The following is a 13,492-nucleotide window of genomic DNA, read 5'->3' as shown; positions in this document are numbered from 1 at the left end:
TCGAACCGCATCCGCGAGGGTCGGAAAGCTGTCCGGAAATCGGCGGGTTCCATCTTCCAAATTTCGTTGCTTGATATGTGCCGCTATGGCATCGCGGGAGCGGCAGTGCCTTCACTCAGGAATTTCCGATGACGATCCAGAGCAAATTCAGCGGCCTCGGCACCGACGCGGCGCCCGGACAGGAGAGCCGCCAGTTGTCCGGCGGGATCGACGCCATATTGCTGGGCGACGCGATCACCGGCCGACCGGTGGATTTTTCGCATGGCGACGTGGACGCGTTCACCCCGACACCCGGCTCGTTCGAGGTCTTCTCGGCCGGCGTCGAAGCCGGCGGCAGGCAGGCCTACACGGAATATCGCGGCGATCTCGGCATCCGCGAAGAACTGGCCACGCGGCTGGCAGGCTTCACCGGAGCCCCTGTCGATGCGCGTGACGGCCTGATCATCACCCCCGGCACGCAGGGCGCGCTGTTCCTGGCCGTCGCCTCCACCGTGTCGCGGGGCGACAAGGTGGCGATCGTCCAGCCCGATTATTTCGCCAACCGCAAACTGGTGGAATTCTGCGAGGGCGAAATGATGCCCGTCCGGATGGACTACGCAACGGCCGAAGGCCGTTCGGGCCTCGATCTCAGCCAGTTGGAAGACGCATTCAGGTCGGGCGCAAAAATCTTCCTGTTCTCGAACCCAAACAATCCGGCCGGCGTGGTCTACTCCCGAGCGGAGATCGAGGCCATTGCCGCGCTGGCAAGCCAATACGGCGCGACCGTCATCGTCGACCAGCTTTACTCGCGCCTGCTGTATGCCGGCGTGGACTACACTCACTTGCGCGCGCAGAAGCTGGACGCGGAAAACGTCGTGACCATCATGGGGCCATCGAAGACGGAATCGCTCAGCGGTTATCGGCTGGGGGTGGCCTTCGGATCGCGAGAAATCATTGCCCGGATGGAGAAGCTGCAAGCCATCGTCTCCTTGCGCGCTGGCGGCTACAGCCAGGCCGTTTTGCGCAGCTGGTTCGACGAACCGGCTGGCTGGATGGACCAGCGCATCCGCGAGCACCAGGCGATCCGCGATGATTTGTTGAAGGTTTTCCGCGCCACTTCCGGAATCCAGGTCCGCACGACCGAGGCTGGCAGCTACATCTTTCCGGCTCTGCCCCGCCTGGCCGTGGCGGGTGGCGATTTTGTCCGCATCCTGCGCCTGCAAGCGGGCGTCATCGTGACACCCGGAACGGAATTCAGTCCGTTTTCCGAAAGCAGCGTCCGCCTGAACTTTTCGCAGGACCACGCCGCCGCCGTTGCGGCCTGCGAGCGTCTGGTGACCCTCGTCGACCGCTATCGCGCGTGAGCGGCAACAGTTCGGATCCACAACGGTCCTCCCGCGACACGGCAGCGTGATGGTCACCGCGACCCGAGCGGGAAACAGGCGAGGACCGAACTATCCCGCGGGGTGGAGAGCCGCCAGTTGAAAGCCGGCATTCGTTCCCGCGGCCGTCTCGGTCAGGACATCCAGTGCAAACGCCGCCGAGGCGATGTCGAAGAAAACGTCATAGGATATCGCGCCGAAGCGGTCGAAGCGGGCAACGACCGCATCCAGATGCAAGGCGCGGGTCTGGGAGAGATCGCCGGCCTTGAGGCTTTCCGGCCTTAGATCGGCCATCGAGATCCGCCGCATCAGCGCGGGCGACGCCGGGCCCGATATCACGAACCACGCCCAGCCTTCGTCGCGATAGGCGTCATATCCCTTGGAGGGAAGCGCACTGTCGCGCCAGGCCTTGCGCAGGTCGCGCAACCGCGCACCGCTGCCGCCGGGAGGCGCCGCCAGCAGCACCTCCTGCTGGCCAAGTCGCAGCACCGACGTGCCGCAAGGCAAGACAATGGCGGTATTCACCGTTTCCGGCGTCGATAGACCTGCTTCACCGAGCCAGTCCATCGTGCCGGGACCGCGCAGCCCGAACCGCTCGATCAGCGTGCAGTCGAGCACGACGTTCTCCTGCGCTCCGGGCGGTCCATCCCTGCGTGCGAGGCGCCGCGCCAGGGCGTGGTGGCGCAGACTGGAATCAATACCCTGACCGACCGATGCGGAATGGCTGCTCGGGGGCATCCTACATCTCCTGCCGCTGGTTTTCGGGGTCATGGAACGGCGTCGGCACCACCTTGGCCTGCAGTTCCTTGCCGCACAGGCCGCGTATGCGCAGGCTGGATCCCGGCGCCGCGTCACGCGGGTCGGCGTAGGCCAGTCCGATCCATTTGCCCAGCGTCGGCGAGAAGCAGGTCGAGGTGACGAAACCCACAGGACGTCCGTCGCGCAGCACAAGACAGGATTCCGCCAGCCGGATGCCGTGCCCCTCGGGCAGTTCGAAGCCGCAAAGCTTGCGCTTCAGGCCCAGCCTGGCGCGCGCCTCGATGGCGGTCTTGCCGACATAGCGCGTCTTGGTCTTCGACAGCGCCCACCCCATGCCCAGTTCATCGGGAGTCGAGAGCGCGTCGGTATCCTGGCCGATGATGATGTGCCCCTTTTCCAGACGCAGGATTCGCGAGGCTTCCAGCCCATAGGGTTGCAGCCCGTGGGGGGCGCCCACCTCCAGCAGCTTTCGCCAGAGCGCCGCGCCGAAGGATTGCGGCACATGAAGCTCATAGCTCAGTTCGCCGGTGAAGCCGATGCGCATGACCCGGACCGGGCATCCGCCGATCACGCCGCTGCGGCCATTGAGGTAGGGGAAGCCCTCCGGGGAGAGATCGATGTCCCCGCCGAGCGCCTCGAGAACCTTGCGTGCCGAAGGGCCGGTGACATTGATCGCCGCGAAGGCGGCGGTGACGTTCTGGATATCGACCCGCATGCCCCATTGCGTGTTCGCGAACAGCATGTCGGTAAAGACGCGGGCGACGGCGCCGGTGGTGGCGGTCACGTAGAATTCGGTCTCGGACATGCGGTAAGCCACCCCGTCGTCGATGACCGATCCCATGTCGTTCAGCATCAGGCAATAGCGCACGCGCCCCACCGGCTGCCTGGCATGCGCCATCGTATAGATGCGGTCGAGGAAAGCACCGGCATCCGGCCCTCGTATCGCCAGCTTGCCCAGGGTCGAAACGTCAAGCATGCCGACCTTGTCACGCACCAGCCTGACCTCGTCGGAGATCGTCTTGGGGACATCGCCGCCTCCGCCGTAGTGCAGCGGTCGCCACCACGCACCGGCGGGTGTCAGCTTCGCGCCGCTTGCGACATGTTCGGCGTGGATCGCCGTATGCCTGTAGGGCACATGGTTAGGGCCGGCCAGAAGTCCCAATTTTTCCGGGCCGAATGGCGGCCGCGACGTGGTGATGCCCACCTCGCCCACCGTGCGGCCCGTCTCCGCCGCGACGATCCTGGCCGTCATCAAAGCCGAATGCCGGCCCTGCGACGGCCCCATGCCGACGGTGGAATAGCGCTTCACCAGTTCAAGCTCGCTATAGCCGTCGCTGACGGCGTTCCTGATATCCTTGACCTGCAGGTCCTCGTCGAAGTCCACGAAGTCACGCCCCTTGGCGTGCGCGGACAGCGATTGAAAATGGTTCATCGCCGCCGCGCTGGCATCCGGGATGATCGCCGGCAGGTCGGCATCATGCCCCGCCCCCCGCGCCGCCGCCGCGCCCGCGATCTCGCCGCTGCGCAGCACCGAGTTCAGCTCGAAACAGCCTGCCGCCGAGCCGGCGACATGAAACGCCTCCGGCAGATTGCTCAGCACGAATTGCCGGCTGGTCTCGTCAAATCCCAGCTTCGCGCCGGCATGCAGCGGCAGCTGGTAGGACGGCGTGTAGCCCGCCGCCACCACCAGGTGATCGCACTCCAGCAGTTCCGCGCCATGTTCGGGCGTGCTGAAGCGGATGGCTCTTATATGGCGATTGCCTCCCGTCCCCAGCGCTTCCATGACGGTGACATTCTGGATGATCCTGACGCCGCGCTCGACGAGGTGTCGCGCGAGGGTTTTGTCGGACGCATCGGTTGCCGGGTCGAGAACGGCGGCCAGGGACACGCCTGCATCGAGAAGGTCGTGAGCGGCGAGATATCCGTCCCCGTTGCCAGCAAAGACCACGGCGCGCCGGCCAGGGCGAACCGCGTAGTGGCGCATCAGCCGCTGCGCCGCGGACGACAGGAGGATGCCCGGCAGGTCGTTGTTGCGAAACACCAAGGGTTGTTCATGCGATCCCGCGGCCACCACGACCTGCTTGGCGCGAACGCGATAGAGCGTCTCGCCCTGCAGCACCGGAAGCCAGTTGTCGGCGAACCAGCCATTGCAGGTGGCGCCGGTCAGCACCCGCAGATTGCCGAGCTTCTCGGCAGCGTCGCGCAGCGCCCGCAAGGTCGCATCGGCCTCCGCCGTATCGAGGCCGAAGCGCGCATAGGTCAAGGCGCCGCCGATTTCCGGGTTCAAGTCGACCAGCAGCACCCGCGCACCCGCTTCGGCTGCCTTGACGGCCGCCGAAAGCCCTGCCGGGCCAGCGCCGACGACCAGCACATCGGTGTGCAGGTTTTCCCTGATGTAATGGCCATGACCGGCGGTGAGGTCGACCTTGCCGAGTCCGGCCGATCTGCGGATCATCGGCTCCCAGAATTTGAGCCAGCTTTTCGCGCCGGGGCCAAAGAAGCCACGGTAATAGAACCCGACGGGCATGAAGCGGCCCAACCTGTCGAGCACCGCGCCACGGTCACGTTCGGCGGTGCCGTAGACGTTCTGGGCAGTGACCTCCAGCCCTTCGGCGATCGGACGCAGATCAGCCCGCACATTCGGCTCGTCAGGCAGTTGCACCAGCGTATTGGCGTCCTGCCCGGCCATGGTGAGGATGCCGCGCGTACGGTGATACTTGAAGGAGCGCGACAGGATCCAGCGGCCGCTGCCGGCCATGGCGGAGGCAATGCAGTCGCCGGCGAAACCTTCGAGCGGTCGGCCGTCGAAGGCGAAACGGATTTTTTGGGTGCGGTCGAGGCGCGATCCCCAGGGAAGCGGCAGCCGTTCGGTCATGTTAGGCAGGCTTTCGATTGGGAAGATAGGTGGCGAGGATCTGGTCGCTGACGGTGTGGCGTTCCGCGATCAGCACGGTGTTGGACGGGGTGTGCCGCCACCACTCCCGCATCACGCCGAGCGGGTTCTCGGCATGGAACAGGGCTTCGATCAGTTGCTCGGGCTGGTCGGCGCTGGCCTCGCGGACCGGTCCGAGATACTGAAATTCGGTGATGTTGCGCGGGCCGTTCACCGGGCAGGTCAAGAGCTTCATCGGAATACTCGTCAGTGGCTGGCGGCCGTGGCGCCCATTTCGTTCAGCAGCGCGAAGCTGTCGAACCGGCTGAGGTCGAATGGTTTGAGGATATCGGGCACGCGCCCGGTGGCGATGGTCTCGGCCATGCGTTTGCCGGCCACGGGCGTCGCCTTGAAGCCCCAGGTGCCCCAGCCGCAGTCGAGCCAATAGTTCCGCAATGGCGAGGCGCCCATGATCGGGCTGTAGTCGGGCGTCATGTCGGTGATCCCGGCCCACTGCCGCAAGAGCTTGACCTTGTGCAGGAAGGGGAAGAGGTGCAGCGCGCCTTCGGCGAGATGTTCCTTCTGGTCCAGCGTCGAGCGCGTCGAGGCCAGCTGGTAGGGATCGGAGCCGCCACCGATGACGACCTCGCCACGCGAGGACTGCACCAGATAGGTGTGCAGATTGGCCGACGAGACGAGGATGTCCAGGAATGGCTTCAGCGGCTGCGTCACCATCGCCTGCAGCGGGAAGCAGCGTATCGGCAGCCGGATGCCCGCCATGGCGGCGACCTGGCCGTTGAGCCCGCCGACGGCCTGCAGCACCTGGCCCGCGGCGATCGTTCCACGGTTCGTCCTGATGTGGGTGACCCGGTCGCCCGCGTGCTCGATGCCGGTCACCTCGGTGCGCTGGTGGATCTCCACGCCGCGCGCGCCGGCATGCCTGGCATAGCCCCATGCCACGGCGTCATGGCGGGCCGTGCCGCCGTCGGCATGCCAGAGCCCGCCCATCACCTCGTGCTGACCGCCGAGATCGAGGTTGAGATGCGGGCAAAGCTCCTTCACCGTCCGGACATCGACCACTTCGATCCTTGTGCCCATGTGCTTGCCCATTTCGGCACGCAGATGGAAGCTGCGCAGCGTCGCCTCGGAATGCGCGAGCGTCAGTTGCCCGCGCTGCGAAAACATGACGTTGAAGCCTAGATCCCGCGACATCGTCTCGAACAGTTCGACACCTTCCTTGTAGAAGCGGACCGATTCCTCGGTCATGTAGTTCGAGCGGATCGTGGTGGTGTTGCGCGCCGTATTGCCACCGGCGAGATAGCCCTTTTCCAGCACGGCGACGTTGCGGATGCCATGCAGATTGGACAGGTAGTAAGCCGCCGCGAGGCCGTGACCACCTCCGCCGATGATCACCACATCGTAGGATCGTTTCAGGTCGGGTGTCGGAGGGATGTCGCGAAAGGACACGTGCCTGGCGCGCAGGCCGTATTTCAGCAGAGAGAAAGGCATGGTGTCCTGCGGCTCGGCGGCTGGGATTGGCCTTAGAGAACCCGCCGGATCGGCCTGGTGCAAGAAATCGTTCTTTACCCAGTGACCTCGTTTTCGTAATGGATCAAGAACCGAAAGGAGGTCTCGGCATGCGCAATCTCCCGCATCTAACCTATCTCGAGGCCTTCGAAGCGGCGGCCCGGCATCTGAGCTTCACCAAGGCCGCCGAGGAATTGAATTGCACCCAGGGCGCAATCAGCCAACGGGTCCGGGCGCTGGAGCAGTTCTTCGCCAGGCCGCTCTTCCATCGGCGCAGCAACGGCTTGGAACTGACCGAGGTCGGCACCGCCTATCTGCCGGGAATAGCCGAGGCGCTGGATCGAGCCGAAGCGGCGACCGAGGGATTGCTCGGCGCGCAGGCGCAGACCAGCGTGACGGTTTCGGCCCCGCTCAGCTTCGTCACGCTGTGGCTCGCACGGCATCTGGTTGGTTTTTCCGCCGCCCATCCGAGGATCGAAGTCCGGCTGAACAGCACGATCTGGACCGACCCCAACGTGGAGCTGGCGGATCTGAGCATTCTTGCGCTCGATCCGCTGCAGCCGGCATCGGGCGCCGTGCGGCTGGGGCGAGAGCGGCTGGTGCTTCTCTGCGACCCCGAGACCGGCCGCCGGGCTGAAGCGAGGCCCAGTGCCGATTGGTTCAACGCCGCCCGGCTCATCCACGTGCAAGGCAGGATGCAGCTGCTGGATCTCTGGGCGAAGAAGGAGAACATCGTCATCGCGCCGCACAAGGCGCCGATCAAGGCCGACAATGCGGCGGCGGCATTGGAGGTTGCGGCATGCGCGGGCGGCATCACCGCGGTCATGTCGACTTATGCGGCGGCCTATCTGGCCTCGGGACGGTTGGTGGCGCCATTCGGCGCGGGGGAAATCCTGCCGGTTGCCTTGCATGTGGTTCCCAATCAGCACCGCCGCCTCTCGCGGTCGGCGACGCTGTTCGTGCAATGGCTGTCAGGGGAGATCCCGCTCCACGGCGAGATCTAGATTCAGCGCCGGCGCTCGAAAACAGAGGCGCACAACTCTGATCGAAACGATCGATATCCACCGCGCGCGCCGCGAACCACCTGCCAGGTTCAGCTCGGCATGCTCGGACTCAACCCCGCTTCGGGATCTGGACGTCCTCGAGCGGAAGCGTCAGGGCCATGGCGACGAAGTAGAGCGCCGCCACCCAGAGGAACATCACGTTGAATCCACTCGAATAGCGGCCGAACACCACATCGCGTATCGCGGCCGGCAGGCTTGAGGCCAGATGCGGGTCCAGCCCGGTCAGGCCGTCCGGCAGCAGCGCGGCGGCATCGGCCGGATCCCTGGGCCAGGCGACTATTTCGCCTCGGGCAGTTCCAGCACCGGTTCGGTCCCGCCCAACATTTCCTTGAAGGCCGCATCGCAACGTCGTGCGACTATGGCGAAATCGCCGAATACCCCCCGGCGGTCTCGATCGATTTCGAATGAGACGCCCTGGGCCAGCGGCAGCGTATCGGGCCGTGGATCCTTGTCTTTGATCTTGCCGAGAAATGTCGCGGATACGGCCGTGTTTAGACAGCGTCACCGGATTGCGAACGGCCCCGCAGGAGCAGCGCCCGGGCCTGGGCGATAATGGGAGCGTCGATCATTTTGCCGTCGACAAGGCGCGCCGCGCCATCCTGGGCCGCGTCGACGACACGCTGCGCCCAGCCCAGTTGCTCGGCGCTCGGCCGAAAGGCCGCGATGACATCCGATGTTTGGGCGGGGTGTATGCAAAGCTTCCCGCCGGCCCCATGATTCAAGGCTTGCCGGCATTCGCAGGCCAACCTGGTGGTATCCGCGACTTCGAAGGACGGGCCGTCCAACGGCAGGGCCTTCCCGGCGGCTCTGCTTGCCACGGCCAGCCGCATCAAGGCATGCGCTTTGATCGCGTCGGAAGCTGCCGCACCCAGGTCCAGGGCGAAGTCGGCGGGGCCAAACGCCAATCTTGCGACATGAGGGTGGGCGGCCAGGGCCGCCGCCGCCTCCAGGCCTCTGGCGGTCTCGATCAACGCCATGATCTCGACGTCCTCACCAAGGATCTCGACGATCGCGTCGAGCGTTGCCACCGACTCCGCCTTTGGCAGGCAGATACGTCGAAGCCCTAATGCCCTGACGGCGGCAAGGTCGGCATGGTACCAGCCGCTGTCTTGACTGTTCACCCGCACGAAGGTGGGGTTCTGCAATCTCAGGGCATGGTGAAGGTTCGAGCGGGCGCCATCCTTGGCGGCGGGCGCAACAGCGTCCTCGAGATCGACAATGACCGCGTCGGCTCCAGACCGGTCCGCCTTTTCAAAACGCTCGGGGCGGTCGGCCGGCACAAACAAGGGCGCGACAGGCGTACTGTGCGCGATCATCGGGCCGGTCCCTGGTCGATATCGGCTTCCATGTGCACGGCGCCATGCCCGCCTTGCGCCCAGAACCGCTGCCCATCCATGCCGGCCCTGAAGGTCAGTTCACGGTCCGCGATTGCCGGGGCAACGCCCCGGTAGCGAAACGTCAAGGGTAAATCCGCGCCTTGGGACGCCGCGAGATTCAGGAGCAGCGTCGCCTGGAGGGGGCCGTGGACCACCAGCCCTTCATATCCCTCCGCCTTCGTCGCGTAAGGCAGGTCATAATGGATGCGGTGACCGTTGAAAGTGATGGCCGAATAGCGAAAGAGCAGCGTGGGCGACGGAACGAGAGACCATACCTTTCCAGCGGGCTGGATCATCGTCGGCGCCACGGGTGCATTGTTGGAACGAGCACCGTCCCCCGGCATGGCCGCCTCCCGGTAAACGATATCCTGCCGTTCACTCAGAACCAGGCCACGATCTGAGTGATAGTCGTGGCCCACAGCGACAAACCACAGCTCACCAGACCGGCCTTGCTTGCGGACGATGTCGCGGATGGTGGAGACCCGGCGAACCTCATCACCAACTTGGAAAGCATCAAGCACCCGGAGTTCACCGCCCGCCCACATGCGGCGCGGCTGCGGGACGGGCGGCAGCGACAGGTTCTTGGCCGGATGGCCATCGGCACCCAGCTGGTCCATGCCGGCTATCGCCGGCGACAGGCACCAGTGGATGCCAAGCGGCGCCTGGCCTGCGGCCGAAGGTGCGAGATTGGGTTCGAAAACTGCCTTGAAACTCCGCACGAGGCGTTCCGAAACGACATCGAAGCTCTCGCTCTGCCGGCCAATCCATTCCGCGAATGGCTTCTGTTCGGTCGCGTCCACCCGACCGCTCGTCAATAGGAACGTGGCATTCCGAGCACGTGCTCGGAAAGGTAGGACAGGATAAGGTTCGTCGAGATCGGCGCGACCTGGTAAAGCCGGGTTTCGCGGAACTTGCGCTCGACATCATACTCTTCGGCGAAGCCGAAGCCGCCATGGGTCTGGACACATGCGTTGGCGGCTTCATTCGAAGCATCGGCGGCGAGCATCTTGGCCATGTTGGCCTCGGCACCACAGTCGAGGCCGGCTTCGTAGAGCCGCGTCGCCTCGCGTACCATCAGTTCGGCCGCGCGCATGTTGGCATAGGCCTTGGCGATGGGAAACTGGATGCCCTGGTTGGCGCCGATGGCCCGGCCGAAGATGTTGCGGTCGCAGGCGTAAGTGGAAGCCTTGTTGATCAGCCACTTGGCGTCGCCAACGCACTCGGCGGCGATCAGGATCCGCTCGGCATTCATCCCGGACAGGATGTAACGGAAACCCTTGCCCTCTTCTCCGACCAGGTTTTCGGCGGGGACTTTGACATTGTCGAAAAAGACCTCGGTCGTGGAGTGGTTCATCATCGTGCGGATCGGCCGGATCGACAGCCCCTCTTGAAGCGCGTCCCGCATGTCCAGGATGAACACTGAAAGACCGTCGGTCCGTTTGGCCACCTGGTCCTTGGGAGTGGTCCGCGCGAGCAGGAGCATGAGGTCGGAATATTCCGCCCGGCTTGTCCAGATCTTCTGGCCGTTGACGACGTAATGATCGCCCTCCTTGCGGGCGAAGGTCCGGATCGAAGTCGTGTCCGTGCCGCTGGTCGGCTCGGTGACGCCGAACGCCTGCAGCCTCAATTCGCCGGAGGCGATCTTTGGAAGATAACGCTCCTTTTGAGACGCATTGCCATGCCGCAGGACTGTGCCCATGACGTACATCTGCGCATGGCATGCGGCGCCGTTGCACCCGGCTCGCTGGATCTCCTCGAGCACCGCGGCCGCGGCCGACAGCGTCAAGCCGGACCCGCCATATTCCTCGGGGATCAAGGTCGCGAGATAACCAGCCTCCGTCAGCGCGTTGACGAAATCCACCGGGTAGGCGCGGTCCGCGTCGAGCTTGCGCCAGTATTCGCCCGGAAATTGCTCGCAGAGCCGACGCACGGCTTCGCGGATGTCTTCGTTGTCAAAGTCCTTGAACATCAGGCGCTCCGTGCGGCACGGACTGGGGCACGCGCATCGCCAGCTATTTCAACCAATCCCAGCGAGCGCACGGGACGGTTATCGGGCAGGCCAAGGATGGCCCTGATCAGGTCGTCGGCACGGCCTTCCGAGCAGCCGCCTTCGACAAGCTGCGCGCGGGCCTTCCGAGACAGTTCGGCGCTCGTCACCGGATTGTCGGGATCGCCCTTGGCGTCGTGGCGCGTGGCCGAAAGGCGCCTCCCGGAAGCGGTCTCCACCACGATCTCGGCTCCCCATGACCTGGGATAAGCCGCTTCAATCCCGGGCGCGAGTTCGACCTTGACCTTGCCGCGTTCGCCGACCATCCGTTGCCGTGCATCCGCATTAAAGCTGGCCTGGTCGACGCGGCCGTCCGCCAAGGCTATCGCGACCGTGTGCTGCAGCGAGAATTTGGCGCTGTATGGATCTTCCGGGCTCGGGCGATCGCACACGTCGAGGGCGGCACGATACGTTCCGACTTGAACCCGTGCGATGGCCTCGCCGGCGATCTCGTGATGCAGGGCGATTGCGCCGTCGATCGCGGGGTGGGTATGCCGGCAGCAAGGCCAAGGCTTGATCGAGGTGTTGATCAGCTGCCACGGGCGCCCCGGGCCGCTTGTCACGGCCTCCGGGATCGGGTCCGGACAGAGGCCGGCGTAAAACCCCTTTTCACCTTCGAGGATATTCTCCGCGCCGGTGAATCCCTCCTTCGCCAGGAGTGAGGCGAGAAGGCCTGATTCCGCGGCTCTGGCGGTGTGGAGATGCTTGCTCATGGCGCCTTCGGCCAGGAATTCCCAGAGCCCTGACGACTGCGTGCCGGCATTGCCAAGCGCCCACACGGTCTTGGTATCGTCGAGGCCAATAAGTTCAGCCGCGGCAAACGCGGCGCCGAAGGGACCGCAGGTCGAGGTGTTGTGCCAGACCCGGTAATGCTTCTTGCCGACGGACATGCCTATTCGGCAACAGGCCTCATATCCCGCGAGAACTGCCTTGAGAAAAGCTTCGCCGCCAAGATCGAGGTCATGAGCCACCGCCCAGGCCGCGGGAATGACGACACTGCCCGGATGGGTCACCGAATCCCGATGCAGATCGTCCATCTCCAGGATATGGGACAGACCACCCAGATAAAACGCCTTGCGGGCGGTGTCCGCTTGTGTCGGCGGCGCGACCGTCCTGAGCATGCGGGCCGGCTCGGTCGGCAGCGCGCCAAGGGCACAGGCAAGCGTATCAAGGACGAACAGCGACGCCCATTCGAGGTCGCGTTCGGTTACCGGCTTTTCGCGGATCAGGCGGGTCAGGTTACGGGTCAAGCTCATGGCGCTGTATTTCCTATCCGTTTGGCATCCACCCTGCCGGCAGTGCCGAACTCCCGCCGCAAGGCCAGGTCGTGTTCGCCAAGCGTTGGCACCCTGCCAAGCACCGGCCGCCGGCCGTTGACCGTGACAGGTGGGGCAAAGAGCTCGACCAGCCCCACCGATGTCTCGACCGGGACTTTGGTCGCGCTGCGGTGCACCGCCAGATCCGCCATGGTTGAGACACGCCCATATGCAATGCGGACCCGGTCCAGCAGTTCGCATAGTGTAGCCATGGTATAGCTCGCCAGCAGCGCCTGCACGCATGCGTCCAGCGGCTCGCGGTTCTTGATGCGCAGGACGTTGCGTTCGAACCTTGGGTCCGTTGCGATCGACGACTGGCGCAGGACACTGTCGCAGAACACCGCCCATTCGCGCTCATTCTGGACGGCGATCAGGATTTCGCCGTCGCTCACCCTGAACAGCCCATAGGGCGCGATCGAGGGGTGGGCGAGGCCGAGCCGTCGCGGCTCCTTGCCGCCGTAGCGCCGCGCCAGATAGGGCACGTTCATGTATTCGGCGAGCGTGTCGAACAGCGAAACCTGCAGGTGAGCCCCTTCCCCGGTTCGAGCGCGCACGATCAGCGCTTCGAGGATCGCGGCGTAGGCCCCCTGCCCCGTGGCGATGTCGGATATCGATATGCCGACGCGGGTCGGGCCCGACGAAGCGGATCCCGTTACGCCCGCCAAACCCGCTTCAGCCTGGATCAGCAGATCGTAGGCTTTGCGATCATGGTCGGGTGTTCCGGGCGCATAGCCGCCAATGTCACAGACGATCAACCTGGGAAACCGCCTCCTGAGATCAGCGCTGCCGATGCCCAGCCTGTCGGTCGCGGCAGGCGCAAGGTTCTGCACGAACACATCGGCGGAAGCGAGCATGGACTCGACCAGTGCGAGATCGTCGGGCCGCTTCAGGTCGACGGTGCAGGATTGCTTGCCGCGGTTGTTCCAGATGAAATAGCTGGAGAGGCCGTCAACGTAGTCGTCATAGCCTCGCGCGAAGTCACCCTCGGGGCGTTCGAGCTTGATGACGCGTGCGCCCGCGTCAGCCAACCGCGACGTCGCCAAGGGCGCGGCCACGGCTTGCTCCAGCGAAATGACGGTCGTTCCCTCCAGCGCGCCGGGCATGGCATGCTCCCTGTCCTGCTTTTCCGACACCATCGCACCGGAAGGGGCCACTGCGTCAAATAGCGTT

At 64.9% G+C, this 13,492-nt stretch carries 11 protein-coding genes; 2 read left to right on the top strand and 9 right to left on the bottom strand.

Annotation, left to right across the window (positions count from 1 at the left end):
• Positions 1 to 128 precede the first annotated feature (128 nt).
• A complete protein-coding gene (locus EB815_RS15105) occupies positions 129 to 1,343 on the top strand; it encodes a pyridoxal phosphate-dependent aminotransferase (protein WP_056570791.1) in 1,215 nt (404 codons plus the stop codon).
• Positions 1,344 to 1,433: 90 nt separating this feature from the next.
• Here EB815_RS15105 and EB815_RS15100 read toward each other — a convergent pair whose 3' ends face one another.
• Genes EB815_RS15100 through EB815_RS15085 form a run of 4 tightly spaced genes read right to left on the bottom strand, consistent with a single transcriptional unit; the run spans position 1,434 to position 6,501 of the window.
• Positions 1,434 to 2,099 (bottom strand): hypothetical protein, encoded by a 666-nt coding sequence (locus EB815_RS15100; RefSeq protein ID WP_056570789.1) that lies wholly within the window; start codon positions 2,097 to 2,099, stop codon positions 1,434 to 1,436.
• A 1-nt stretch (position 2,100) separates the two neighbouring features.
• The gene (locus tag EB815_RS15095) at positions 2,101 to 4,995 is read right to left on the bottom strand and encodes a 2Fe-2S iron-sulfur cluster-binding protein (RefSeq protein WP_056570787.1); all 2,895 of its coding nucleotides are present in this window, start codon (positions 4,993 to 4,995) and stop codon (positions 2,101 to 2,103) included.
• A gap of 1 nt (position 4,996) precedes the next feature.
• Entirely contained in the window at positions 4,997 to 5,248 is a 252-nt protein-coding gene (locus EB815_RS15090) for a sarcosine oxidase subunit delta (protein ID WP_056570785.1), read from the bottom strand.
• 11 nt (positions 5,249 to 5,259) lie between these two features.
• A complete protein-coding gene (locus EB815_RS15085; RefSeq protein WP_056570783.1) occupies positions 5,260 to 6,501 on the bottom strand; it encodes an FAD-dependent oxidoreductase in 1,242 nt (413 codons plus the stop codon).
• A 128-nt stretch (positions 6,502 to 6,629) separates the two neighbouring features.
• Here EB815_RS15085 and EB815_RS15080 point away from each other — a divergent pair, with 128 nt between their 5' ends.
• Positions 6,630 to 7,523 carry a LysR family transcriptional regulator gene (locus EB815_RS15080; protein ID WP_162258919.1) on the top strand — a complete coding sequence of 298 codons (894 nt, stop codon included), beginning with the start codon at positions 6,630 to 6,632 and terminating at the stop codon, positions 7,521 to 7,523.
• Positions 7,524 to 8,074: 551 nt separating this feature from the next.
• Here EB815_RS15080 and EB815_RS15070 read toward each other — a convergent pair.
• Genes EB815_RS15070 through EB815_RS15050 form a run of 5 tightly spaced genes read right to left on the bottom strand, consistent with a single transcriptional unit; the run spans position 8,075 to position 13,425 of the window.
• Positions 8,075 to 8,899, bottom strand: a complete 825-nt coding sequence (locus EB815_RS15070; protein ID WP_081294843.1) for an HpcH/HpaI aldolase/citrate lyase family protein — start codon at positions 8,897 to 8,899, stop codon at positions 8,075 to 8,077.
• Complete coding sequence (locus tag EB815_RS15065; protein ID WP_065005247.1) at positions 8,896 to 9,759, bottom strand: FAS1-like dehydratase domain-containing protein; 864 nt, start codon at positions 9,757 to 9,759, stop codon at positions 8,896 to 8,898. The genes EB815_RS15070 and EB815_RS15065 overlap by 4 nt, the downstream gene beginning before the upstream one ends.
• 11 nt (positions 9,760 to 9,770) lie before the next feature.
• Complete coding sequence (locus tag EB815_RS15060; protein WP_056570776.1) at positions 9,771 to 10,928, bottom strand: acyl-CoA dehydrogenase family protein; 1,158 nt, start codon at positions 10,926 to 10,928, stop codon at positions 9,771 to 9,773.
• Positions 10,928 to 12,262, bottom strand: a complete 1,335-nt coding sequence (locus EB815_RS15055; protein ID WP_056570774.1) for an MmgE/PrpD family protein — start codon at positions 12,260 to 12,262, stop codon at positions 10,928 to 10,930. Before EB815_RS15055 ends, EB815_RS15060 begins: the two co-directional genes overlap by 1 nt.
• The gene (locus tag EB815_RS15050; RefSeq protein WP_056572032.1) at positions 12,259 to 13,425 is read right to left on the bottom strand and encodes a CaiB/BaiF CoA transferase family protein; all 1,167 of its coding nucleotides are present in this window, start codon (positions 13,423 to 13,425) and stop codon (positions 12,259 to 12,261) included. Before EB815_RS15050 ends, EB815_RS15055 begins: the two co-directional genes overlap by 4 nt.
• Positions 13,426 to 13,492: the final 67 nt, after the last annotated feature.

Origin of the sequence: Mesorhizobium loti, assembly GCF_013170705.1 — a bacterium.
Lineage (GTDB): Bacteria > Pseudomonadota > Alphaproteobacteria > Rhizobiales > Rhizobiaceae > Mesorhizobium > Mesorhizobium loti_D.
This window is presented reverse-complemented; position numbering and strand designations above follow the sequence as displayed.

Bases quoted from the DNA above. Each gene is read 5' to 3' on its own strand.
- EB815_RS15105 (WP_056570791.1), top strand. From the start codon at position 129: ATGACGATCCAGAGCAAATTCAGCGGCCTCGGCACCGACGCGGCGCCC.
- EB815_RS15100 (WP_056570789.1), bottom strand. From the start codon at position 2,099: ATGCCCCCGAGCAGCCATTCCGCATCGGTCGGTCAGGGTATTGATTCC.
- EB815_RS15095 (WP_056570787.1), bottom strand. From the start codon at position 4,995: ATGACCGAACGGCTGCCGCTTCCCTGGGGATCGCGCCTCGACCGCACC.
- EB815_RS15090 (WP_056570785.1), bottom strand. From the start codon at position 5,248: ATGAAGCTCTTGACCTGCCCGGTGAACGGCCCGCGCAACATCACCGAA.
- EB815_RS15085 (WP_056570783.1), bottom strand. From the start codon at position 6,501: ATGCCTTTCTCTCTGCTGAAATACGGCCTGCGCGCCAGGCACGTGTCC.
- EB815_RS15080 (WP_162258919.1), top strand. From the start codon at position 6,630: ATGCGCAATCTCCCGCATCTAACCTATCTCGAGGCCTTCGAAGCGGCG.
- EB815_RS15070 (WP_081294843.1), bottom strand. From the start codon at position 8,899: ATGATCGCGCACAGTACGCCTGTCGCGCCCTTGTTTGTGCCGGCCGAC.
- EB815_RS15060 (WP_056570776.1), bottom strand. From the start codon at position 10,928: ATGTTCAAGGACTTTGACAACGAAGACATCCGCGAAGCCGTGCGTCGG.
- EB815_RS15055 (WP_056570774.1), bottom strand. From the start codon at position 12,262: ATGAGCTTGACCCGTAACCTGACCCGCCTGATCCGCGAAAAGCCGGTA.
- EB815_RS15050 (WP_056572032.1), bottom strand. From the start codon at position 13,425: ATGCCCGGCGCGCTGGAGGGAACGACCGTCATTTCGCTGGAGCAAGCC.